The organism is Streptomyces sp. NPDC037242 (genome assembly GCF_055604165.1).
Map to the genome: position 1 here is coordinate 122,781 of NZ_JBVJUY010000006.1, position 21,489 is coordinate 144,269.

General features: G+C 72.4%; 16 protein-coding genes. 8 read left to right on the forward strand and 8 right to left on the reverse strand.

Annotated features, from left to right (window positions below; all coding sequences use genetic code 11):
* Window positions 1-57: 57 nt before the first annotated feature.
* The 5 genes from ACZ7GJ_RS09985 to ACZ7GJ_RS10005 form a co-directional block, all read right to left on the reverse strand.
* A complete protein-coding gene (locus tag ACZ7GJ_RS09985) occupies window positions 58-561 on the reverse strand; it encodes a hypothetical protein (protein WP_470750658.1) in 504 nt (167 codons plus the stop codon).
* 238 nt (window positions 562-799) lie between these two features.
* Window positions 800-2,956, reverse strand: coding sequence for a bifunctional serine/threonine-protein kinase/ABC transporter substrate-binding protein (locus ACZ7GJ_RS09990; RefSeq protein ID WP_470750659.1), 2,157 nt, complete (start codon window positions 2,954-2,956; stop codon window positions 800-802).
* A 7-nt stretch (window positions 2,957-2,963) separates the two neighbouring features.
* Complete coding sequence (locus tag ACZ7GJ_RS09995; RefSeq protein ID WP_470750660.1) at window positions 2,964-5,129, reverse strand: protein kinase domain-containing protein; 2,166 nt, start codon at window positions 5,127-5,129, stop codon at window positions 2,964-2,966.
* Entirely contained in the window at window positions 5,129-5,923 is a 795-nt protein-coding gene (locus ACZ7GJ_RS10000; protein ID WP_470750661.1) for a hypothetical protein, read from the reverse strand. Before ACZ7GJ_RS10000 ends, ACZ7GJ_RS09995 begins: the two co-directional genes overlap by 1 nt.
* Window positions 5,924-6,068: 145 nt before the next feature.
* Window positions 6,069-7,262 (reverse strand): AI-2E family transporter, encoded by a 1,194-nt coding sequence (locus ACZ7GJ_RS10005; RefSeq protein ID WP_470750662.1) that lies wholly within the window; start codon window positions 7,260-7,262, stop codon window positions 6,069-6,071.
* A gap of 179 nt (window positions 7,263-7,441) precedes the next feature.
* Between ACZ7GJ_RS10005 and ACZ7GJ_RS10010 the strand changes: the two genes are divergently transcribed.
* Entirely contained in the window at window positions 7,442-8,878 is a 1,437-nt protein-coding gene (locus tag ACZ7GJ_RS10010) for an amidase (RefSeq protein ID WP_470750663.1), read from the forward strand.
* A gap of 16 nt (window positions 8,879-8,894) precedes the next feature.
* Here the strand turns inward: ACZ7GJ_RS10010 and ACZ7GJ_RS10015 are convergent, their stop codons facing one another.
* Entirely contained in the window at window positions 8,895-9,437 is a 543-nt protein-coding gene (locus ACZ7GJ_RS10015; protein WP_470750791.1) for a heme-binding beta-barrel domain-containing protein, read from the reverse strand.
* 235 nt (window positions 9,438-9,672) lie between these two features.
* On the opposite strand from ACZ7GJ_RS10015, the gene ACZ7GJ_RS10020 reads away from it, so the two are divergent.
* From ACZ7GJ_RS10020 to ACZ7GJ_RS10030, 3 genes are all read left to right on the forward strand, one after another.
* On the forward strand, window positions 9,673-13,719 hold the full coding sequence (locus ACZ7GJ_RS10020; RefSeq protein WP_470750664.1) for a polymorphic toxin-type HINT domain-containing protein: 4,047 nt from the start codon (window positions 9,673-9,675) through the stop codon (window positions 13,717-13,719).
* Entirely contained in the window at window positions 13,719-14,180 is a 462-nt protein-coding gene (locus ACZ7GJ_RS10025) for a hypothetical protein (protein WP_470750665.1), read from the forward strand. The genes ACZ7GJ_RS10020 and ACZ7GJ_RS10025 overlap by 1 nt, the downstream gene beginning before the upstream one ends.
* A 108-nt stretch (window positions 14,181-14,288) precedes the next feature.
* Window positions 14,289-15,545, forward strand: a complete 1,257-nt coding sequence (locus ACZ7GJ_RS10030) for a pyroglutamyl peptidase (protein WP_470750666.1) — start codon at window positions 14,289-14,291, stop codon at window positions 15,543-15,545.
* A 36-nt stretch (window positions 15,546-15,581) separates the two neighbouring features.
* Here ACZ7GJ_RS10030 and ACZ7GJ_RS10035 read toward each other — a convergent pair whose 3' ends face one another.
* A complete protein-coding gene (locus ACZ7GJ_RS10035; RefSeq protein WP_470750667.1) occupies window positions 15,582-15,956 on the reverse strand; it encodes a hypothetical protein in 375 nt (124 codons plus the stop codon).
* Window positions 15,957-16,015: 59 nt separating this feature from the next.
* The gene (locus ACZ7GJ_RS10040; protein ID WP_470750668.1) at window positions 16,016-18,121 is read right to left on the reverse strand and encodes a SpoIIE family protein phosphatase; all 2,106 of its coding nucleotides are present in this window, start codon (window positions 18,119-18,121) and stop codon (window positions 16,016-16,018) included.
* 335 nt (window positions 18,122-18,456) lie between these two features.
* Between ACZ7GJ_RS10040 and ACZ7GJ_RS10045 the strand changes: the two genes are divergently transcribed.
* From ACZ7GJ_RS10045 to ACZ7GJ_RS10060, 4 genes are all read left to right on the forward strand, one after another.
* Window positions 18,457-18,660 (forward strand): cold-shock protein, encoded by a 204-nt coding sequence (locus ACZ7GJ_RS10045; RefSeq protein WP_150521945.1) that lies wholly within the window; start codon window positions 18,457-18,459, stop codon window positions 18,658-18,660.
* A 461-nt stretch (window positions 18,661-19,121) separates the two neighbouring features.
* Entirely contained in the window at window positions 19,122-19,718 is a 597-nt protein-coding gene (locus ACZ7GJ_RS10050) for a hypothetical protein (protein WP_470750669.1), read from the forward strand.
* Window positions 19,719-19,827: 109 nt separating this feature from the next.
* Window positions 19,828-20,691, forward strand: coding sequence for an ABC transporter substrate-binding protein (locus ACZ7GJ_RS10055; RefSeq protein ID WP_470750670.1), 864 nt, complete (start codon window positions 19,828-19,830; stop codon window positions 20,689-20,691).
* Window positions 20,688-21,488 carry an amino acid ABC transporter permease gene (locus ACZ7GJ_RS10060; RefSeq protein WP_470750671.1) on the forward strand — a complete coding sequence of 267 codons (801 nt, stop codon included), beginning with the start codon at window positions 20,688-20,690 and terminating at the stop codon, window positions 21,486-21,488. The genes ACZ7GJ_RS10055 and ACZ7GJ_RS10060 overlap by 4 nt, the downstream gene beginning before the upstream one ends.
* The last annotated feature ends 1 nt before the right edge of the window (window position 21,489 follow it).

Consider the following 21,489-nt stretch of genomic DNA (forward strand, 5'->3'; position numbering starts at 1 on the left):
GCAGGGCGTGGAGCCGGTGGTCGTCCAGGTGGCCAACCGGATGGTTCAGTCAGATGGTCAGCCGACGCGGAGTTCGAGGAGGATGGAGCGCTCGCCGGTGTCGCCTGCTTCGCCGAAGGGCTTGTAGTCGTTGGCGGGGGCGTCGATGACGGTCTTGTTGGTGCCGTCGGCGGTGATGGTGGCCTTGACGGGGAAGGCTTCGGTCCAGATGCCGAAGGCGTCGGGGAGCTCCAGGGTCACGTAGCCCTTGGGGGCGTTGACGTCGAAGCAGTAGAGCTTCTGGCCGGTGCGGGACTTGACGGTGATGTCGGGGGTGCCCTCGCAGGTGGTGAGGGTGATGTGGCCGTCGCCGCGCTTGAGGATGATCTGCTGCTCGGCCTGGATCTTCGCGGCGTCGGGGTAGGCGAAGTCCTCGATGGCGGTGGGCATTTCGCCAGCGGTGGCGGTGCCGGCGGTCTGCGGGCCGGCGTAGGCGACGCCGAGCGTGGTGACCGCGGTGAGCGCGGTCGCGGTCCCGATGAGACCGGTGAACAGTGCCTTGCGGGCACGGCTGATTGCCATGGTTTTCCTTGGGTGGTGGAGGTGGGTGTCCGTCCCCTGCCCGGGAACGGATGAAGATCATCAACCTTATGTGATCTTGATGTTTCGGGGGAGACGGTAGCGACTGAATCGAAGTCGATCAACCAGCGTTGCATCACACTCAACCGAGGTTGATTTTTGCCGGGGCTGCGCATACGGTCCCGGAAGCAGGAACCTCACCGATGGCAACAGGGGAGCCATCGGTGAGGTGCCCTTGCGCTCACGTCGCGGAGAGCACGTCCGGATAGGGGCCCAGGAACCGGAACGCGCCGGATTCGACGCGGTAGAGGTACGCGCCGCGTTCGCCGGTCAGGACGTGCGTGCCGACGTCGAACGCCAGCGGCTTGGCCAGGCCCTGGTGCGTCGTGCGGAAGATCCGACGGGACAGGCCCGCGCGGCCGCGGCCCTCCCCGTCCAGTCCGGTCAAGGCCGTTGCCAGCAGCCCGACGGTGTCGTACGCCTCGGTCGCCCAGCGGGCGGGCGGTTCGCCGTACGCGGCGCGGTGGGCGGCGACGAACTCGGCTGCGGCGGGCAGGGCCAGCGGATCCGTGAAGACGGTGCCGAACAGCCAGCCCTCGGCCGCCGCCCCGGCCGCGGCGAGGAACGCGGGCTCCATCGCGTACTGGACGGCGAGGCGCGGGCCCTGGAACCCCGCATCGGTCAGCGCGCGGGCCAACCGGGCCGCGCGCTCCGGTGAGGTGCCGGCGAAGACGACGGACTCGGCACGTGCCTCGATCAGGGCGCGCACGGCGCCCGCGAAGTCCGAACCGCCCACCGGGATCCGGTGGACGCTCACCGTGCCCTGGGCCGGGGGCGTCTGCTGTATGACACGGGTGAGCTGCCACGCGGGCTCACCCGCTTCGGTGTCCTCCACGACGGCCGTGCGGCGCGAGGGCCGGACCCGCGACAGATAGTGGAGCGGCGGCAGCGCGAGCCTGTCGCCGGCCGGGCAGGTCGCGCACAGGGTCCGCCACTGGGTCTGCGCGGTGTTCGGGCCGCTCGCCGATGTCAGCAGCATCGTCAGGTCCGCGGCGAGACAGGCGGCGGCCACCTCGGGGAAGGCCGCGTCCCAGGTCGGGCCGGTGAGCGCGACGACCGAGGAGTCGGAGGCCAGCTCCTTGGCCGTCCGCGTGGCGCGCGCCGGGTCCGTCCCGCCGTCGTCGGCGACGCGCAGGGCCAGCCGGAACGGGGAGTCCGTCCGGGCGTTGTGCCGGGCCACGGCCAGTCGCATGCCCCGCTCGTGAGCCTGGCCGACCGTCTTGCCCGGCCCCGTCAGATCGGCCTGGAGGGCAAGGGTGAGGGTGGGCAGGCTGCCGCCCGGCGGCGGGGTACCACCGCCACCGGACGGCGGCCTGCCGAACCAGGCGATCGTCAGACCGCCGCCCACGACCAGCGCTCCGCCCGCCGCGAGCAGCCTCCTGCGGCTGAATCGGCTGGAGCGGCTGTCGACCTGCGCGGGCGCGTCGAGCCGGGTGGGCTCGGGGGCGGGCAATTCCAGTGCCCGGGTGGAGCGTTCGGCGATGAGGCGCGGCAGCGGGGGCGGCAGCCAGTCCGGGGCCTCGACCGCGTACGGTTCGCCGCCGAGGAGGGCCCGCAACTGGTCCGGCGTCGGGCGGGCATCCGGGTCCTTCGCCAGGCAGGCGGTGACCACCTCCAGCAACTCCGGTACCAGGCCGTCGAGTTCCGGCTCGTCGTGCACCGTACGGAAGACCACCCCGGCCGCGTGGCCGCCGCCGAAGGGGCCGCGCCCGATCGCCGCGTACGCCAGCACGCAGCCCAGGGAGAAGACGTCACCCGCCGGGCCCGGCGGGGGTCCGCCCGCCCGGGCCTGCTCGGGCGGCAGGTACCCCGGAGTGCCGACCACCGCGTCCACGGCCGTCAGCGTGGTCGCCCCGGCCGCCCGCGCGATGCCGAAGTCGATCAGCCGGGGCCCGTCGGGCGCCAGCAGGATGTTGCCCGGCTTCACGTCGCGGTGGACCAGCCCGGTGGCGTGCACCTGCGCCAGCGCCTCGGCGAGCCGTGAGCCCAGCACCCGTACCGTACGGGCGGGCAGCGGACCGTACCCCTCCACCGCCTCGGACAGTGAGGGCCCGGGGATGAACGGGGTGGCCAGCCAGGGTTCGTGCGCCTCCGGGTCGGCGGCGACCACCGGGACCACCCAGCGGCCGGACAGCCGTCCGGCGGCCTCCGCCTCGCGGCGGAATCGCGCCCGGAAGGCGGGGTCCGCCGCGTGGTCGGCGCGGATCACCTTGACCGCGACCAGGGTGCCCGCCGGGGAACGGCCGAGGTACACCGTGCCCATGCCGCCCGAACCCAGCCGCCCGAGCAGCCGGTTTCCGCCGATCGCGGCCGGATCGGCGGGGGTCAGGGGACGCATGCGCCCGCTATCCCGCCGCCGTCGGCTGGGCGATCGGGCCCGCGTAGCTGATCCGGCCGCCCTCCACCCGGTGCAGGAAGTACAGGTTGCCCTTGACCTGCCGCATGTCGTCGAAGGTGTACTCCCTCGTCAGGCCGCGGTACGTGCCCTTGGCGAGGGCGGTCAGCAGGTCGGCCCGGGCCGGCCGGGAGCCACCGCGCGCGGCCGTCGCCAGCCGGTCGATGACCAGGCCGGTCGCGTCGTAGGCCTCGGCCGTCCAGATCTCCGGGGCCGTGCGGTACGCCGCCCGGTGTGCGCGCGCCAGGTCCGCGACCTCGGGGGCTTCCGGGCCGGTGTACGGGGTGAGGAACTGCCAGCCCTCGGCGGCCGGACCGGCCGCGGTGAGGAACTCCTCCCCGGCGGTGGAGTAGTCGGCGGCCCGCGGGCCCTTGAAGCCGGCTGCGGCGAGCGCCCCGGCGACCTTGGCCGCGCCGGTCGGCGTCCCGGCGTAGAACATGCCGTCGATGCCGTGGGCGAGCATGTCGTTGACCACGGGGGAGAGGTCCCGGGTGCCGCGCGGGACGACCCGCCCGTAGGAGGTGGCGTCGGGCGCGAAGATGCTCAGCGTGCGGTCCGCGAGCAGTACCGCCTGCCAGGTGTCGGTGTCGCCGTCGCGGTCGCACAGGACGCCCAGGCGGCGCACGCCCTGGTTCCGGGCCAGTTGCATGTTGACGGCGGCGACCTGGGCCGTGAAGACGGGGCAGCTCTGGAAGAAGCTGCGCCGGTCGGTGGTGGCGAAGGTGGTCGCCAGGGCCGACACGGTGATCAGCGGGACGGCGGCCTCTCCGTACAGTTCGAGACAGGGGATCACGGACGCGTTGACGGTCGGCCCGATCACGGCGAGCACATCGCGGTTGGCGATGAGTTCGGTGGCGGCAGCCGCGGACCGGTCGGCCTGCCCGCCGTCGTCGGCGGTGACCACGCTGAGCGTGAACGGCTTGTCCTTACGGGAGTTGAAGGCCTCGACGGCCAGCCGAACCCCGCGCTCCTGGGCCAGCCCGGCGGCCTTCCGCGGGCCGGACAGGTCGCCGTGTACGCCGATCACCCACTTCCGCGGGGCCGCCCCGGCGGGGGTCTTCCCCTTGCCGTCGTCGCGCAGCGCCAGCCACGCCGCGAGGCCGCCGCCGGTCGCGAGCACGGCCCCACCGGAGGCGAGGGCCAGGAACCGGCGCCGGGACGGCTCCTGCCCGCCGCTGCCGACGGCGGGGGAGGCGGCGGGGTCGGCGACGGTCTCGTCGATGCCGGGCAGGGCCAGCAGGGCCGCGGCCCGCTCGGCGATGGTGGCCACGACGGGGTCGGGCAGCCAGGCCGTGCCCGCGTCCGGCGTGTCCTCGGTCAGCGCTCTGTCCAGTTCCTGCGCGGTGGGGCGGGCGTCCGGCTCCTTGGCGAGGCAGGTGCGCAGCAGCGCGGTGAGCTCGGGATCGGCCAGGACCTCGGGGCCGAGGTCGGGTTCGTCGTGGACGGTGCGGTAGAGCACGGCGTCGACGGCGCCGGTACCGAAGGGCAGCCGGCCGGTGGCGGCGTACGCGAGCAGGCAGCCGAGCGAGAAGACGTCGCCGGCCGGTTCGGCGCCGAGCCCGCCGGCCTGCTCGGGCGGGAGGAATCCGGGGGTGCCGACGACGACGTCGGTGGAGGTCAGGGCCGTGTGATCGCCGCCCCGGGCGATCCCGAAGTCGATGAGGCGGGGTCGGTCCATGCCCAGCAGGACATTGCCGGGCTTCACGTCCCGGTGCACGAGACCCTGCTCGTGCATCACCCGCAGAGCCTTGGCCAATGCCTTGCCGAGGACGCGTACGGCCCGCAGCGGGAGCGGCCCGTGGACGGCGACGGCCTCGGCGAGGGAGGGTCCGGGTACGAAGGCGCTGGCCAGCCACGGTTCGGCGGCGTCGGGGTCGGCGCCGGTGACCCGTACGGCCCAGGGGCTGTCCACCCGGGCGGCGATGTCGGCCTCGCGGCGAAAACGCGCCCGGAAGTCCGCCTCGTCGGCGTACTCGGCGCGGATCACCTTGACCGCGGCGAGCTCACCGTCGTCGGTGCGCCCGAGGTAGACGACGCCCATGCCGCCCGCCCCGAGCCTGCCGAGGAGGCGGTAGCCGGCGATCCGCGAGGGGTCCGAAGGGAGAAGTGGATCCATCAGCCGGCAGCCTTTCCGAACTCCTGCTTGGCGTTCAGCATCATGCGGCTGGTGCCCGTGATGACGAGCGAGTTGATGGCCTCGTTGGTGAAGCCCGCCGCGCCCTTTCCGGTGACGGCCACCGTGACCGGCCCGAACTGCGCCTGGTTCCAGATGTAGTGGTAGGGCCCGCCGCCGTCCTCACCGACGTACTTGCCCATCTCGTTGAACGAGTCCTCGGTCCAGCCGTTCCCCTGCTCGCCCAGAAAGAGGGCGCCGCCCCACAGGCCCTTGACCTCTTCGTTCGCGCGCAGCCGCTGGTCGGGGCAGCGCAGGACCTCTTCCATGGCGCGGGCGGTCTCCCAGCCCGACTCCTCGCGGTTGTGGTGCACGGTCACCGTCACGTCGAGCTTCAGCCGGCCGTGGCCGTCCTTCGGCGCGATCTGGAAGTGACGGGTGCTGGTGGCGAGGACGTCCGCGGGCAGGCCGGAGGTCTGCCAGGCGCAGTCCTGGCCGAGCACGGGCCAGCGGCGCGAGTCGCTCTCGAAGGGGACCCTGCGCGTGACATCGGGACCGAAGACCTCCTGGTCGGCGATGATCCGGCCGAGCGAGGCGCGGGCCTCGGCGGCGTTCTTCGGCAGCTTGGCCTCGTCGAGCGCGGGCACGAGCGACGTGGTGGCGCCGCCGGCCGCACTGGGCGAGGCGGTCGGACGGGCGGATCCGGAGCCGGAGGCCGGGGTGGCGGGCGAGGCCTGGGTCGGGCTCGGCCCGCCCTCCGCCTCTCCGCCGTCGGAGCAGGCCGCGAGCACGGACAAGCCCGCCAGTACGCAGCCGCAGGTACGCAGGGCAAAGCCCCATCTATGTGTCACATGTCCCCCCACGGCACGGATCGTACCCCTCCGCAGGGTCCTTCAACTGATATATGGACCAACGAAGTTGGCGCCGGTCATCGCCGCGCCGTCACGCCTTGCCGAACGCCCCGCGCAGTGCCTGGCGGACCGACCAGACGACCGACACCAGCGGGACCGCCACCACCGCGCCCACCACTCCTGCGGCGACGGCCCCCGCGATCACCGACAGCGCCACGACCACCGGGTGCAGGCGTACTGCCCAGCTCATCACGAACGGATGCAGCAGATGGCCCTCGATCTGTCCGATGACCACGATCAGCGCGACCACCAGGGCCGCGACGACGGGGCCCTTGGTGGCGAGGGCGACCACGGCCGCCACACCCAGGGCGACCGGAGAGCCGATGAGCGGGATGAACGCGGCGAAGAACTCCAGCAGCGCCAGCGGCACGGCCAGCGGCACGCCGAGGGCGAAGAGGGCGATCCCGACCAGGACGGCGTTGGTGGCGGCCACCAGCACGATGCCGTGGGTGTACCCGGTGAACGTCCGCCACGCCGCCCGCCCGGCGACCCGTACGGGCTCCTGTGCGCCGCGCGGCAGCTGTGCGCAGAACCAGCCCCACTGCCGGTCCCCGGAGTGGGTGAAGAAGGCGGCGCAGAACAGGCCCAGGGCGGCGACGGTGAGGACCTGCACCGCCCGGCCGGCTCCGCTGACGGCCGTACTGAGCAGCATCGCGCGGTGGCTCGACAGGTACGACCCGATCTTGGCCTGCACGTCGCTGAGCAGCCGGGGGTCCAGCCGCAGCGGCGGCCGCTCCAGCCACAGCTGGATGCGGTCGAGGCCGTCCCTGAACTCCTGGACGAGCGTGTCCCATTCGCCGGCCACCGCCTCGCCGACGAGCGCCAGTACCCCCATGACCAGGAGGATGCTGCCGATCAGGGCGCAGGCCACGGCGAGCGTACGGGGGACCAGCCGGGCCAGCAGGTTCGTCACCGGTCGGAGCATCGCGGCCACGACCAGACCCAGGAAGACGGCGATCGCGATCTCGTGGAACCGGCCCAGTGCGGCGAAGACGGCGTACCCGGCGGCTCCCACCACCAGGAGCCGCCAGGCGTACGCGGCGACCGTGCACAGGATCGGCGACACGTGCGGCGGTGCGTCCCGGTCCCGCGCCACGGACGGGACGTACGGCCTGGCGCGGGCCCGCCGCACCGCCGTACGGATACGGGCGCGCCCGTCCTCCCCGGGCCGGCCGGTGGACCCGCGTGCGGACTGCGCGGCGGAGCGCGCGGAGCGCCTGGTCATGGACGGCCTCCCGGGTGTGGTGCCTACGAGGTACCACGCGCCCCCGCCCGCCTCACGCGCCCGGCGGCACATTAGCCCGAAGGCGGGCCGGGACTTCGCGGCAGTCTTGCCTCCCGCTGGGCAAAGAGATCGCAAATGGCCGAACCCTTGTGCATGCCGACCGAGTATTACCAGTCGGTATGGAAGACGCGGAGCTGATGTTCGAAGGTGTCGCCCGGCAGGCCGAGCTCGTGCGCACGGGCAAGGTGTCCGCCCGCCGGCTGACCGAGGCCTCGCTACGGCGCATCGCCCTGCTCGATCCCAGCCTGAACGCCTTCCGCGTGGTGCTCGCGGACCGGGCCCTGGCCGAGGCCGACGCCCGCGACGCCGCACGTGCGTCCGGTGCGGACGGCCCCCTGCTCGGCGTGCCGATCGCGGTCAAGGACGAGCTCGACGTCGCGGGCGAGGTCACGACGTTCGGCGGCGCGGCCAACCGGACGCCGGTCGCGCAGGACGCCGAGGCGGTCCGGCGCCTGCGGGAGGCCGGCGCGGTGATCATCGGGAAGACGACGATGCCGGAGTTCGGCCAGTGGCCGTTCACCGAGTCCGCCGCCCACGGATACACCCGCAACCCCTGGGACACCACGCGCACGACCGGAGGGTCGAGCGGGGGCAGCGCCGCCGCGGTGGCGGCAGGCATGGTCGGAGCCGCGCTCGGCGGCGACGGCGGCGGATCCATCCGCATCCCGGCGGCCTGCTGCGGGCTGCTCGGGCTCAAACCCCAGCGCGGCCGCGTCTCCACCGCCCCGCACCCGCACCTGTGGTACGCCCTGGGCACGGTGGGACCGCTCACCCGCACCGTGCTGGACAGCGCCCTCCTCTACGACGTCCTCAGCGGCCCGGCCGAGGGGGACCGCTGGGCCGCCCGCCCCGCCGGGACGAGCCTCGTCCGGGCCGTCGCCACGACGCCGGGCCGGCTGCGGATCGGGTATTCGGCCAAACCCGCGGTGCGCGGGGTACGTCCGCACCCGGAGCACGTACGGGCCATGCGCGAGGCCGCCCGGGCGCTGCGCGAACTGGGCCACGACGTACGGGAGGTCGATCCCCGGTACCCCGACACCACGGCCGCGTTCCTGCCGCAGTTCTGCGGCGGGGTACGTACCGAGGCCGCGGCCATGGAGCGGCCGGAGCTGCTGGAGCGGCGCACCCGCCAGACGCTGCGGGTGGCGCGACTGGCGCCCGAGGCGGCGGTGGAATGGGCGGTCCGTGCGGGCGAGCGGATGGCCGTGCGCGCCAACCGGGTGTTCACCGACCCGGATTCCGGATCCGGCTCTGGCTCGGGACTGGACCTGCTGCTGACCCCGACGATCGCGCAGCGCCCGCGCGCTGTCGGCGTGCTGGACGGTGCGGGCATGGTCACCGCGATGCTGCGCTCGTTCCCGATGATCGCCTACACGGCGCTGTGGAACGTCACCGGCAACCCGGCGGCTTCCGTCCCGGCCGGCCGGGGGAGCGACGGACTGCCGCTCGCCGTGCAGCTCGTGGGGAGGCAGCACGACGAGGCGACCGTTCTGCAGGTGGCCGCCCAGCTCGAAGCCGCCCGCCCGTGGGCCGACAGCCGGCCCCCGACCTCCTGACGCCGGGGCGCCCGGATCAGGACGTGCGCCGCCTCAAGTGCGTGGTGAGGTGGTGCTGCAGGGGCTGCCCCACCGCCGCCATGTCGTGGACGACGGTCAGTTCCCCGGGGCCCAGGGTGTAGCGGCGCCGGGTGGCGGTGACCTCCTTGGCCAGCGGGGTCAGGGCCACGTCCTTGGTCTCGATCTCGATCTCCCCGTCGGACACCTGCCCGACGTAGGTCTCGACGATCCCGGTGGGGTGGGCGAGTACGACCTCCAGTGACGCGTCGGGCGTCACGCGCCACCATCCCGCCTCACGCCCGGCCGGGCGCACCGGGGCCCCGGCCTCGTCGATCAGCCATGCGCGCGCCTCGTACCGGAGGAAGGGGCGGCCGTCGTGGCTGAAAGTGATCTCCTGCTCGTACCGGAAGTCCCGCTCCAGGGTCGGGTACTGACCCTGTCCCCGGCCGTGCCAGCGCCCCAGCAGCGGCAGTACCGGCCGCAACAGGGGGTGCGGCTCGGGGCCCTCGCCGAGGGTGTGGCTGTCGGGGTACGGATTCTCCTGCGCCGGCTCGAACATCTTCACCCTGTCTGTCTCTGCGTATCCCCTTGCGACGCGCAGCCTAGCCCCTGCATCCCGGCTCCCACGGGCGGCGATCTCGGATGGCGTGGGGGACGGTATCGGGGAAAGCGGAATCAATCAACCACAGTTGAACTGTTATCAGCCATGCTTGATTTCAAAGCGAGTTGGTGCGTACGGTCCTGAGGCCGGGCGACAGCCGTGCCCGGGCGACACCAACAAGGGGGATCGCCGCATGAGACGGCGCACAATCTTCACCGGGGCGCAGAGCCCCGGCTCCGATCACCTCGGGCGACGGGGCATATCCGGTCGGCGCGTCGTCGGCGGACTGGTTCTGCCCGCGGCGCTCGTGGCGGGCCTGCTGGGCGCGATGCCCGCCGCGGCCGTGGAGCCGAGCGACGCGGACGTCCTGGGATCCGAGCGGTCCCAGGTCGTCGACTACTGGGTGGCTGGCGGAGCCGGCATCAAGGAGGCGGCCGAGCGGGCGCTCCTCGGGTCGGACGAGGACATCAGGACGTTCCTCGACGAGAAGAACGGCATCAAGTACGACGACGACTACGTCCAGGCGAGCAGGGTCTTCAACATCGGCGGACCCGCGGTGCGGGCCGCGGCCAAGCAGGCGTTGGCCGGTACGCCGGAGGACTTGAACGTCTTCCTGGAGAAGGGCTTCAAGGCCCCGCTGAACGAGGACCGCCAGGTCGAGGTCTCGCGGATCATCAACCTGGGCGGTAACGGGGTCAAGGACGCGGGCAAGGCCGCCCTCAGGGGCACGCCCGAGGACATCGAGAAGTTCCTGAACGAGGGCCAGTACGCGGCGCGCGAGATGGACAACGAGATCGCCGTCTCCAAGCTCGCCGGTTCGGGTGGTCCCAATGTGATGGCGGCCGCCAAGATCGCTCTGCGCGGAACTCCCGAGGACATGCGGGAGTTCCTGGAGATCGGGCAGTTCACCGCCCGCAACCGGGACCAGGAGTACGCCACCGTCGCGCAGCTGACGGAGGACGCGAAGCAGGCCGGCATCCAGGCCGAGGACGCCACGAAGGCGGCCGAAGAGGCCTCGGCCCGTGCCATCGCCGCCTCCGTGAAGGCGAAGGAGGCCGCGCAGAAGGCGGCCTATGAGGCCAACCTCGCCAAGAACGACGCCAACCGCGCCGCGGTGAAGGCCAAGCAGGCTGCCGACGCGGCCCGCGCCGCGGCCGCGGCCGCCCAACAGGCCATCGCTTCGGCGAACGCGGCCAGCCGCGCCGCGCGCGTCGCCGCCCTGGCCGCCGCGCAGACCGCCAATGCGGCCGCCGCCGCGGCGAACGCGGCGAACAACGCGTACAACGCGGCCATCGCCGCGGGCACCGACGCCGCACAGGCGTCCGCCGCCAGGGACATGGCCGCCGTCGCGCGCCAGGCGGCAGCTCTCGTCGAGACCTCCGCCCTCGCCGCCGAGATGGCCGGTCACGCCTCGCTGGCAGCCGGCAATGCGGCCAAGGCCTCGCAGAACGCGGGCGCCAACGCCAACGCCGCGGCCGATGCCGCCGAAGAGGCGAACAACTACGCGGACGCGGCCGGCAACTCCTCCGCCGAGGCCCGCCAGGCCGCGGCCGAGGCCCGCCGTCACGCCAACGCCGCCAACCGCGCCGCCGACCAGGCCTCCGCGCTGGCAGTGCGCTCCGCCAACGCGGCCTACGAGGCGCGCGACTCCGCGCGTTCCGCGGCCCGGCACGCCCGCGCCGCCGCGGACGCGGCCGACGAGGCAGCCGCCCACGCGGGTGAGGCGGCGAACGCCGCCGCCGAGGCGAAGAAGCACGCGGACGCGGCCAAGACGGCCGCCGAAGCCGCCGACGCCGCAGTCGCCACGGCGAAGAAGGTCGTCGAGATCGCCCGGGAGACCGAGGCCACCGACCTCGCGACCCGGACCGAGGCCTCCATCGAGCGGGCCAAGTCCGCCAAGGCGCAGATCGACAAGTTCGTCTCCGACGCCGCGGCCCAGCAGCTCGAAGCCGTCGGCCTCGACACCACCGCCGCGACGCTGGCCGCCGAGGCGGCCAAGCCGGACGTGGACGTCAAGGCCACCGCGGTCAAGGGCCGTGCCCTTGCCATGAAGGCCCTGAAGCTGCGTGGTCCCTGGAGCCAGGAGGCCGCGGTCACCGCCCTGGGCGGTACGGACGAGGAGGTCCTGACCTACCTGCGGACGCGTTGGAAGCAGGCCGGTCAGGACGAGGTGCGCGAGCGGGTCCTCCAGCTCAGCGGCCAGAGCCCCTACCCGTCGGTGCGCACCGCGGCTGCGAACGCACTCGTGGGCACGCCCGAGCAGGTGAACGGCTTCTACACCACCGGCCAGTACGCGGCCGGCGCCGATGACCTCGCGGTCGAGGTATCGAAGTACAACAACGTCGGCGGCCCCGGGGTCAAGGACGCTTCCAAGGCGGCCCTCGCCGACGGCAGCGGCAAGGCACTGGCCGCCTTCCTGGCAGTCGGCCAGTACTCGGCGCGCAACAGCGACGAGCAGGTCATCGCCTCCCAGCTCGTCAACACCGGTGGCCCGGAGGTCAAGGCAGCAGCCAAGATCGCGCTTGCCGGTCCGTCCGACCAGCTCCACGAGTTCGTCGCCCTCGGCCAGTACATGGCCGCACACAAGGACAAGCTGGCCGACCACCACAAGAACCAGGTCGACCGTCTGATCGCCGAGGCTTCGGGGATCGCCGCGAAGGCCAACGAGAACCGCTGGCGCGCGGCCGAGGCGGCTGCCAAGGCCGCCGCGGCCCAGGCCGAGGCGGAGATCGCAGCGGCCGAGGCGCAGAAGTCCAAGGACGCCGCCGCCAAGTCCGCGGAGGACGCCAACAAGTCCGCGACCGCGGCCGAGGCCAGCGCCGCCGCCGCCAAGAACTCCGCGGCCACCGCCCGCAACGCGGCGGCCGCCGCCGACCAGGACGCCGACGCCGCCGAGGAGTCGGCCGCCCAGGCCGCCTTCTCCGCGCAGTACGCACGCGACTCGGCCGCCCAGGCGGACGCCTCCGCAGCGGATGCCCGTGCATCGGCCCTCGCCGCGGGCAAGAGCCGGGACGAGGCCGATGCCCTCGCGGGCGAGGCCTGGACCGAGGTCAAGAAGAAGTTCGAGGCCGAGGAAGCCACCAGGCGCCGCCTGGCCGAGGAAGCCCGCAAGAAGCAGGCCGAGGAGGAGAAGAAGAAGAAGCCGAAGTGCATCGTCCCCTACAACCGGGACAGTCTGCCCCCGTGCATGATGGGCGCCGACCCCGACCAGGTCGTCTTCGGCAAGCCGGACGCCGACCTGGCCAAGCTGCTCCTCAAGGGCGCCTGGGAACTGTCCGGCGGCGCCGACATCCAGCGGTGCATCGAAGAGCCCAGCTGGGGCGGCTGTGCCATGGCCATCGCCGGCGTCACGCCTTGGGGCAAGGCCCTCAAGGTCGTCAAGTGGGGCTCCGAGGGCGTCGAGGCAGCGGTTGACGCGAGGAAGCTCCAGCGCGCCCTCACCTGCCCCATTCCCGGTGCGAAGCACAGCTTCCCCGCGGGCACGAGCGTCCTCATGGGTGACGGATCGGCCCGCCCGATCGAGCAGATAGCCGTCGGCGACTCGGTCCTCGCGACCGATCCGGAATCCGGCACCACCGGCTCCCGCCGCGTCGATGCCACCATCTACACCCCGGACGACCGCGACTTCACCGACATCACCCTCGATGCCGCTGTCGGCGGCGGTTCCGTCACCACGACGGACCACCACCCCTTCTGGTCCGAGAACGCCAAGGCCTGGACCAACGCGGGTGACCTCAACGCCGGGGACACCCTGCGCACGGCCGACGGCAACTCCGCGCGGATCGATGGGGTCCGGCACTGGAAGACCCTCCAGCCCGCGTACAACCTGACCGTCAACGACCTCCACACGTACTACGTGCTGGCGGGCACCGCGCCGGTCCTGGTCCACAACGAGGACGGGTTCTGCGGGTTCTCCGCGGACACCGTGGGCACCGCCTACGAGAACATGAACAAGGGCGGCGGACACGCCATCCGCTACCTCATCCGGGACGGACTCATCCCGAATGCCGGCAGCCTCCCGCAGCGCGTCGAGCAGTTCAAGAAGCTGACCAGCCACATCCTCACGAGCCCGACGAAGACCTTCGACTGGAAGACGGGCAACACCGCGGCCAGGGCATTCGCCGGTATGGTCGACGGCAAGCACGTCGTGGTGATGGTCGCGAAGGAGGGCCCGCACGCGGGGAAGGTCCTGACGTCCTACATTCCCGACGCGAACCAGATCATCGAATGGGGACTGTAGTGAGTGACTTCGTCGAGGCTCTTCGGTGGGGCGGCTCCGAGGCGGTCGTCAGCCTGTTCGTGGCAGCACCTTCCGCCGAGCCCTTCGATCTCACCTTCGACATCGGCGGATCCACTCCGGACCGAATCGAGACCTACCATCTCGAAGACGTCGACAACACCCTGACCGGTCTCCAGGTGGTCGAATACGACCTGGCCTTCCACGAGTTGCCCACCGAGCTCGGGCCGTACCTGGAGGGGTGCCTCGAACAGGTCCGCGCGCAGGGGGCCCGGGTGGCATGGCTCGGGTTCGAGGGCTCGTTCCACTACGACCACCTGCTCACCGGTAGCGTCGCGCGGACCCTCTACGGAGTCGCAGCGCAGGGCGAGCCCACGGTGCTCGCGCTGGACGACGACTTCCGGGAAGGGCACGCGTGGCCGAAGGTCCTCGCCACCTACCGGGACAAGCTCCTGAACGGCTGAATCACCACCGGTAGCCGAAAAAGAACCGTCGGCCCGGCCGCATCCACGGATGCGGCCGGGCCGACGTGCTCCTGACAGGAATGAACCTTCTATGTAATGTCACATCGCATGATGATGCCGTTACGCCGTGCGGCCCTCGCCGCCGCCATGCTCGGGATTGCCGTCCTGCTCCCGCCCGTCACCGCACACGCGGACACCGCGCCCGCCTGCCTCACCGCCGCACCGGCGCCCGACCCGGAGCAGGGCCGCCTCGCGGACCCGCGGACCGCCGCGTTCCCGGAGCGGGCCGCGCTCGACGCCTTCGTACGCCGCTTCCCGGCCGCCCTGTGCGCCGTCAGGAACGCCGCCGAGGCCGAGCGGCTCCTCGACGCGTGGGGCGAAGGGCTGTGGCAGGCCGCGGTGAACCGTGCGCAGGGCCGGCGCACCGGCGGCGACCTGGCCGCCGGGGACGACCGGCCGCTGTACTGGGCCAGGCTCGCGATGACCGTCCAGCTCGCCCGCTGGCAGCCGGCGTTCCCCGTCGACCGGCAGGCCATGCGCAGCAGGTTCGAGGACGCCTCCCGCGGTCTGACCGCCAACGAGTTCCGCGCCGCGCCCGGCGTACGGCGGATATTCGTCAGCGGATTCGACCCGTTCGGACTGGACGCCGAGCTGCGCCGGGCCAACCCCTCGGGCTCCGCCGCCCTCCAGCTCAACGGCCGCCGGATGACCCTCGCCGACGGCACGGTGGCGGAGTTCCGGGCGGTCGTCCTGCCCGTCCGCTACGCCGACTTCGACGCCGGCATCGTGGAGCGCGCCTACGGCCCGCGCCTGGCGGCAGGCCCGCGCGGCGCCGACATGATCACCAGCATCAGCCAGGGCTACCCCGGCCTGTTCACCCTGGAGGCCTGGGCGGGTCGGGCCCGCTCGGCCGATCCGTACCCGGACAACGCGCGCGCCCTCTCCGGCGGTACCTACGACCGACCCGTCACCGCGCCGGGAATGGGACCGGGCGCGGAGTTCCTCCGGACCAGCCTGCCCACGGACACCATGACCGCCGTGCAGAGCCCGTACCCGGTGCGGCTGAACACCGCCGTCACCGAGATCCCCGCCGGGCAGCAGGCCCCGGTGGACCGAGAGGACGGACCCACCCCGGGCTCGCGCGCCGTGGCGGGCGGGGGCGGCGGCTACCTCTCCAACGAGGTCGCGTACCGCTCCAACCGGCTCCGCCTCGAACTGCGCCCCCACCTGCCAGGCGGCCACCTGCACACCCCCGTACTCTCCGGACTGCCCGCGGACCAGGCCCAGTTGACCGGCGCCGACTTCGAGCACAACGAGAGCGCGATCACGTCGCAGGTGCTGGCCGTACTGCGGCACTCCCGCTGAGGCGGGACGGTCGGCCCGAACCCGGCAGCGCCCGGCTCAGTGGTCGGAGTAGCTGAAGTCGCCCATGGTCCAGGCGCTGACGTCCTCGATCGCGACGCGGTACATCCCGCCCGTCTCGGGGATCCCGATGCTGCCCTGGAGGATCCGCGCCACGTGGAAGTGCAGGTGCGTGGGCGGCCCGGCCCGGTCCGGCCGGTCCGCCGTCGGGGCCGTGGCGAAGACCCCGGAGAACGGCCCCAGGTGCTCCGAATCCGTCAGGACGTCCGAAACGCGCTGCCTCCAGACGGCTTCGGGAGCCAGCCGCCCGGTGATCACCGCACCACCTACGACAACGGTCAGGGACATCTGATTGCTGCGCTCGGACTCCACGGTCGTGGCGATGTCAACGAGCAGCTCGTCAGGCTTCGACATGGGACCCGATTCTATTCAGTCGGTGCGGCCGGCGTGCCGGTATCCGTTCCCCAGGCCGCTCACGGCGGCGCCAGGCCCTTCGCGCGGGCGATGACCAGCGCGACGTCGTCGTGGTCGTCCACCCGGCGCAGGGAGTTCAGCAGCCGGTCGCAGGTCTCCTCCAGAGGCCGGCCGGCCTCGGCGAGCAGCTCCAGCAGCACGGCGAGGCGGTCGTCGATGGACTGGTCGCGCACCTCGACCAACCCGTCGGTGTAGAGGACCAGTTGGTCACCCGGCTCCATCCGCACCGTGGTGGACTCGAAGGGTACGCCGCCCACCCCGAGCGGTGTGCCGGTGGGCAGGTCGAGCAGCTTGGGGGCCTGCCCGGCACGGATCAGGACGGGCGGCAGGTGTCCGGCGACGGCTATCCGGCACTCGCCGGAGTGCGGGTCGTAGACGGCGTAGACGCAGGTGGCGATCGTCTCCTCCAGCGTGGCGGTGGCGCGGTCGAGCTGGCGGAGCACCTCGGCCGGGTCGAGGCCGAGTTCGGCGAGCGTACGGGTGGCGGTGCGCAGCTGTCCCATGCCGGCGGCGGCGTTGATGCCGCTGCCCATGACGTCTCCGACCACCAGGACGGTGGTGTCGTCCGGGCGGGGGATGGCGTCGAACCAGTCCCCGCCGATCTCGCTGGTGGCCGCGGCGGGCCGGTAGCGGGAGGCGACTTCGAGACCCGGGGTGTGCGGCGGGTGGTGGGGGAGCAGGTGGTGCTGGAGGGCGAGTGCGGTGTGGTGCGCGTTGCGGTACCAGCGGGCGTTGTCGATGCAGACCGCCGCCCGGGCGGCGAGTTCGCCGGCCAGGATGATGTCGTCCTCGTCGAACGGCAGCGGGTTGCGGGTGCGTTTGAGGTCGAGGGCGCCCAGTACCTCGCCGCGGGCGATGAGCGGCACGGCCAGGTAGGAGCGCAGGCCGGCGCGGGCCAGCATGGCGCCGGCCTCCTCGTTCCGGGCGATGCGCGAGATGTCCTGGGCCTTCACGTGGGCCACGAGCACGGGATGGCCCGTGGTCACCGACCGCGTGACCAGCCGGTCGGCCTCGTAGCGCGCGATGTCGCCGGGCGGATCCGCAGCGCGCACGGCCTCGCTGGGGTAGGCGGACGCCACCGCGAGCGCCCGGAACACGGCCGGCTCGTGGTCGGAGGACCTCAGGTTCGGGCGGCCGTCGAGGACGGAGTCGAGGATGTCGACCGCGGCGATGTCGGCGAGCTCGGGCACGACGACGTCGGCCAGCTCGCGGGCGGTGAGGTCCAGATCGAGGGTGGTGCCGATCCGCACGGTGGCGTCGGCGATCAGGGCGAGCCGCCGGCGGCTGCGGGCGATCTCCTTGGCGGCCTGATGGCTCTGGGTCACGTCCACGACCGAGGTGGCCAGGCCCAGGACCTGCCCGGCGGCGTCCTCCAGTCGGTAGTACGACACCGACCAGGCGTGTTCGTGGTGCTTGTCGCCGTGGGTGTGGCCCGCGGTGAACTGCTCGACCAGCGGCGTGCCCGTGGCCAGGACCTGGCGCATGGCCGATTCGACCGCGCCCGCGTCGTCGAGGAAGGACAGGGCCTCGCGCACTCCGCGCCCGATGTGGTCGGCCGCGGGCAGCCCGTTGATCCGCTCCAGGGTCGGATTGACCAGGACGTAGCGCAGGTCCGTGTCCAGTACGGCGAGCCCGATCGGCGACTGCGCCACCAGCCGCGCCGAGAGGGCCAGGTCCCGCTCCAGGCCCCGCAGCCTGGTGCGGTCGGTCGCGATCCCGAGGGCGTACATGTCCCCGTGCTCGTCCAGCAGCCGCATGTTGCGGAACTCCACCAGGTGGCTGCTGCCGTCCTTGTGCCGCACCGGGAACGCGCCGGCCCAGTCCCCGGCGCCCCCCATGACCCGCGCGAACAGTTCCAGCACCAGCCCCACGTGCTCCTTGGCCGCCAGCAGCTTGGCCGCGGGCCGGCCGAGCGCCTCCCTGGCCGTCCAGCCGAAGAGCTGCTCGGCCTGGGGGCTCCACAGGGCGATGCGGCCCTTCGAGTCGAGTACGACGGCTGCCACGTTCAGTACGTCGAGCAGCCCGCTCGGCGGGGACACCCCGGCCTGGAGGGGCCCGCCGGGCCCGGCGTCGGGCGGCGTGCCGTGCGTATCGGACGCATCCATCGCCGAGCTCCCTTCCGGCCGGGTCGCGGGCCACCTCCCATCGTCCCTCCGTACGCCCCCCACGGCCCCCGGACGCCCGGGCACCGCCGGGGAAGGCCGCGGAGCGGGCCCGCGGGGTGCCTCGGCCGAATATCCGCGACGTTTTGGGTGATCTTTTCCTCTGGTGACGGTGCGTGTCGCCCGTGTAGCGTGACGGTAGCTGTCGTGGTTCGAAGTGCCTTCTGCCCGCGTCTTCTCGGTGCGGGCAGTCTTGCTGTGTTGTGCCGTTGGACCAAGGCGATCACCTCTGCCTCCCGCGCAGTGCTGGGGGCTTTCATCGACTGGAAGGCATGAACATGGCTACGGGAACTGTGAAGTGGTTCAACGCGGAAAAGGGCTTCGGCTTCATCGCCCAGGACGGCGGCGGCCCGGATGTGTTCGCGCACTACTCGGCGATCAACGCCACCGGGTACCGCGAGCTCCAGGAGGGCCAGGCCGTGACGTTCGACATCACGCAGGGCCAGAAGGGCCCGCAGGCGGAGAACATCACCCCCGCGTAACCCCAGGCCGGCCCGCCGCGTCCGTCCGATGGGCGCAGAACCGTTTCCTCGCCCGACTCGGGTGAGGCGCGGCCTCGCGGCGGCCGGTCCGGCCGGGGCCGGGTGCCCCGGCCCCAGCGCTGACTCAGTCCCGGTGGAAGAGGTCTTCCGCCGGGACTGACTGCTGTCGAGGGGGCCCGGGAGGCTCCCGGCCCTGCTGGGCCCACAGGTGCGCGAGGGCGTCGTAGATCGGCGAGTCGGACGCCTGCTGCGGCGGGCCCGGTGCCGGCGGGCCCGGTGCCGGCGGGCCCGGTGCCGGCGGGCCCGGTGCGGCCTCGGCCTCGGCAGAAACGTTTCCTGTCTTCTCCATACGGAGCCCAACGAGCCGGACGCCCCGCGGGAACCCCGTCTCCCCCGAGCGGGGGATACGGATCACGCCCGTGCATGATCCCCGACCGCGGGCAGCCGGACAGGCTTGTCGCATGGCGATCAACGAGATGCACCCGGCGAAGACCACGGCGACGGCCAGGGCCACGGCAACGGCGAAGGCAACGGCAACGGCACGCACGCAGACCGCGCGGCCCGTCCCGCGCTGGGCCGTGACGGTCGCCCGCCTCATCCCCCTGATCGGCCTCCCGGTGTGCCTGTGGCGGCTGCCCATCGGATTCGGCTTCCTCATGGGGATGGACGTCCCCCGCGCACCGCAGCCGCTGTGGTTGACGGTGCCCTACGTCCTCACGCTGAGCCTCCTGTCCGAGGCGTTCGGACTGCTCTGCTCCGGCCTGGTGAGACGGTGGGGCGAGGTCGTGCCCGACGCCGTCCCTGTGTTCGGCGGCCGGCGCATCCCGCCGGCCGCCGTGATCGTGCCCGCGACCGTCGCCGGGCTCGCCTTGACCCTGCTGGCCGTCGACTGGGTGCTCAGCATCCTCGGCATCGCCGGGTTCTCGGACGTCGGGTACACCAACGGCTGGTGGCGCGCGCTGGCCGCGACGGTGAGCGGTCTGTTCGTCCTGTGGGGCCCGCTGGTGCTCGCCCTGACCTATTCCTACTACCGGCGGCGGTGCGGACCGGCCAATTGAGACGCCGCATGGCCAACGCTCCCCCACCCGGCGCACCCGGTGGCTTACGATCTCGGCGGACGGTCACGTCCTGCGACCGCCGCCCATCCTGCCCCAGTGGAGGTCACCCGTGTTCAGGACGGCCGAAGGACACCGCAGTCACCGCAGCACCCCCCGCGGCCGCACCCGCATCCGCGCCGCGGCCGGTGCCGCGGCAGCCGCGGGAGTGCTCCTCGCCGCGGGCTGTTCCTCCGGCGGCGCCGGGAAGGGGGAGGCGGCCGGCGGCGTACCCGTCGTGGAGAAGGGCAAGCTGACCACCTGCACCCATCTGCCCTACCCGCCCTTCCAGTTCGAGCAGGACGGCAAGGTCGTCGGCTTCGACGTGGCCCTGATCGACCTGGTCGCGAAGAACCTCAAGGTCGAGCAGAAGATCCTCGACACGCCCTTCGAGAACTTCAAGACCGGCGCCTTCCTGAACTCCGGCGAGTGCGACCTCGCCGCGGCCGGCATGACGATCACCGACGAGCGCAAGAAGAACGTCGACTTCTCCATCCCCTACTTCGACGCCACCCAGGCGCTCCTCGCGACCAAGAAGAGCGGCATCACCTCGCTCGCCGACGTCAAGGCGAAGAACAAGAAGCTCGGCGCCCAGGCCGAGACCACCGGCGAGAGCTACGCCAAGGCCCAGGGCTTCAACCCCGTCGCCTTCGAGAGCTCGGACGCCGTCCTCAACGGTCTGCGCACCGGTCAGGTCGACGCGGTCGTCATCGACTACCCGGTCGTCCAGGGCTGGCTCAAGGACCAGAAGAACGCCGCTGAATTCGCCCTCGGGCAGAGCATCGACACCGGTGAGCAGTACGGCTTCTCGGTGAAGAAGGGCAACACCGCCCTGCGCGCCGCGATCGACAAGGCGATCACCGACGCCAAGGCCGACGGCACCTACAAGAAGATCTACGAGCAGTGGATCGGCCCGCTGCCCCAGGCCGCCTCGTGACCTCTCGGCTGACCCGGCGGCAGCGGCGCCGTGTCTGGCAGGGCGTCCAGTACGCGGTCTTCGCGGCCGCGCTGGTCGTACTGGGCGTCCTCGCCGACTGGGACCGGCTGCAGAACCAGTTCGCGCAGAAGGACCTGGCCCTGCGGCTCTTCCCGGAGATCATCACCCTCGCCCTGCGCAACACCGTCGTGTACACGCTCTCGGGGTTCGTCTTCGGCCTGGTGCTGGGCCTGGTCATCGCCATGATGCGGCTGTCGTCGGTGGCTCCCTACCGGTGGGTCGCCGGCGTCTACATCGAACTGTTCCGGGGCCTGCCCGCCCTGCTCATCTTCATCTTCGTGGGCGTGGCCGTGCCGCTCGCGTTCCCCGGTACGGAGATCCCCGGGGGCACGTACGGGAAGGTCGCGCTCGGCCTCGGCCTGGTCGCCGCCGCGTACATGGCTGAAACGATTCGGGCCGGCATCCAGGCGGTCCCCAAGGGCCAGATGGAGGGCGCGCGTTCGCTGGGCTTCTCGCACGGCCGCGCCATGGTGTCGGTGATCATCCCGCAGGCGTTCCGCATCGTCATCCCACCGCTCACCAACGAACTGGTCCTGCTGTTCAAGGACTCCTCCCTGGTGCTCTTCCTGGGAGTGACGCTGGAGGAGCGCGAACTGACCAAGTTCGGCCGGGACCTCGCCAGCCAGACCGCCAACTCCACCCCGATCCTCGTCGCGGGCTTGTGCTACCTCCTCGTGACCGTGCCCCTGAGCTTCGTGGTGCGCCGTCTAGAGGCCCGCGCGGACAAGGCCACGTGAG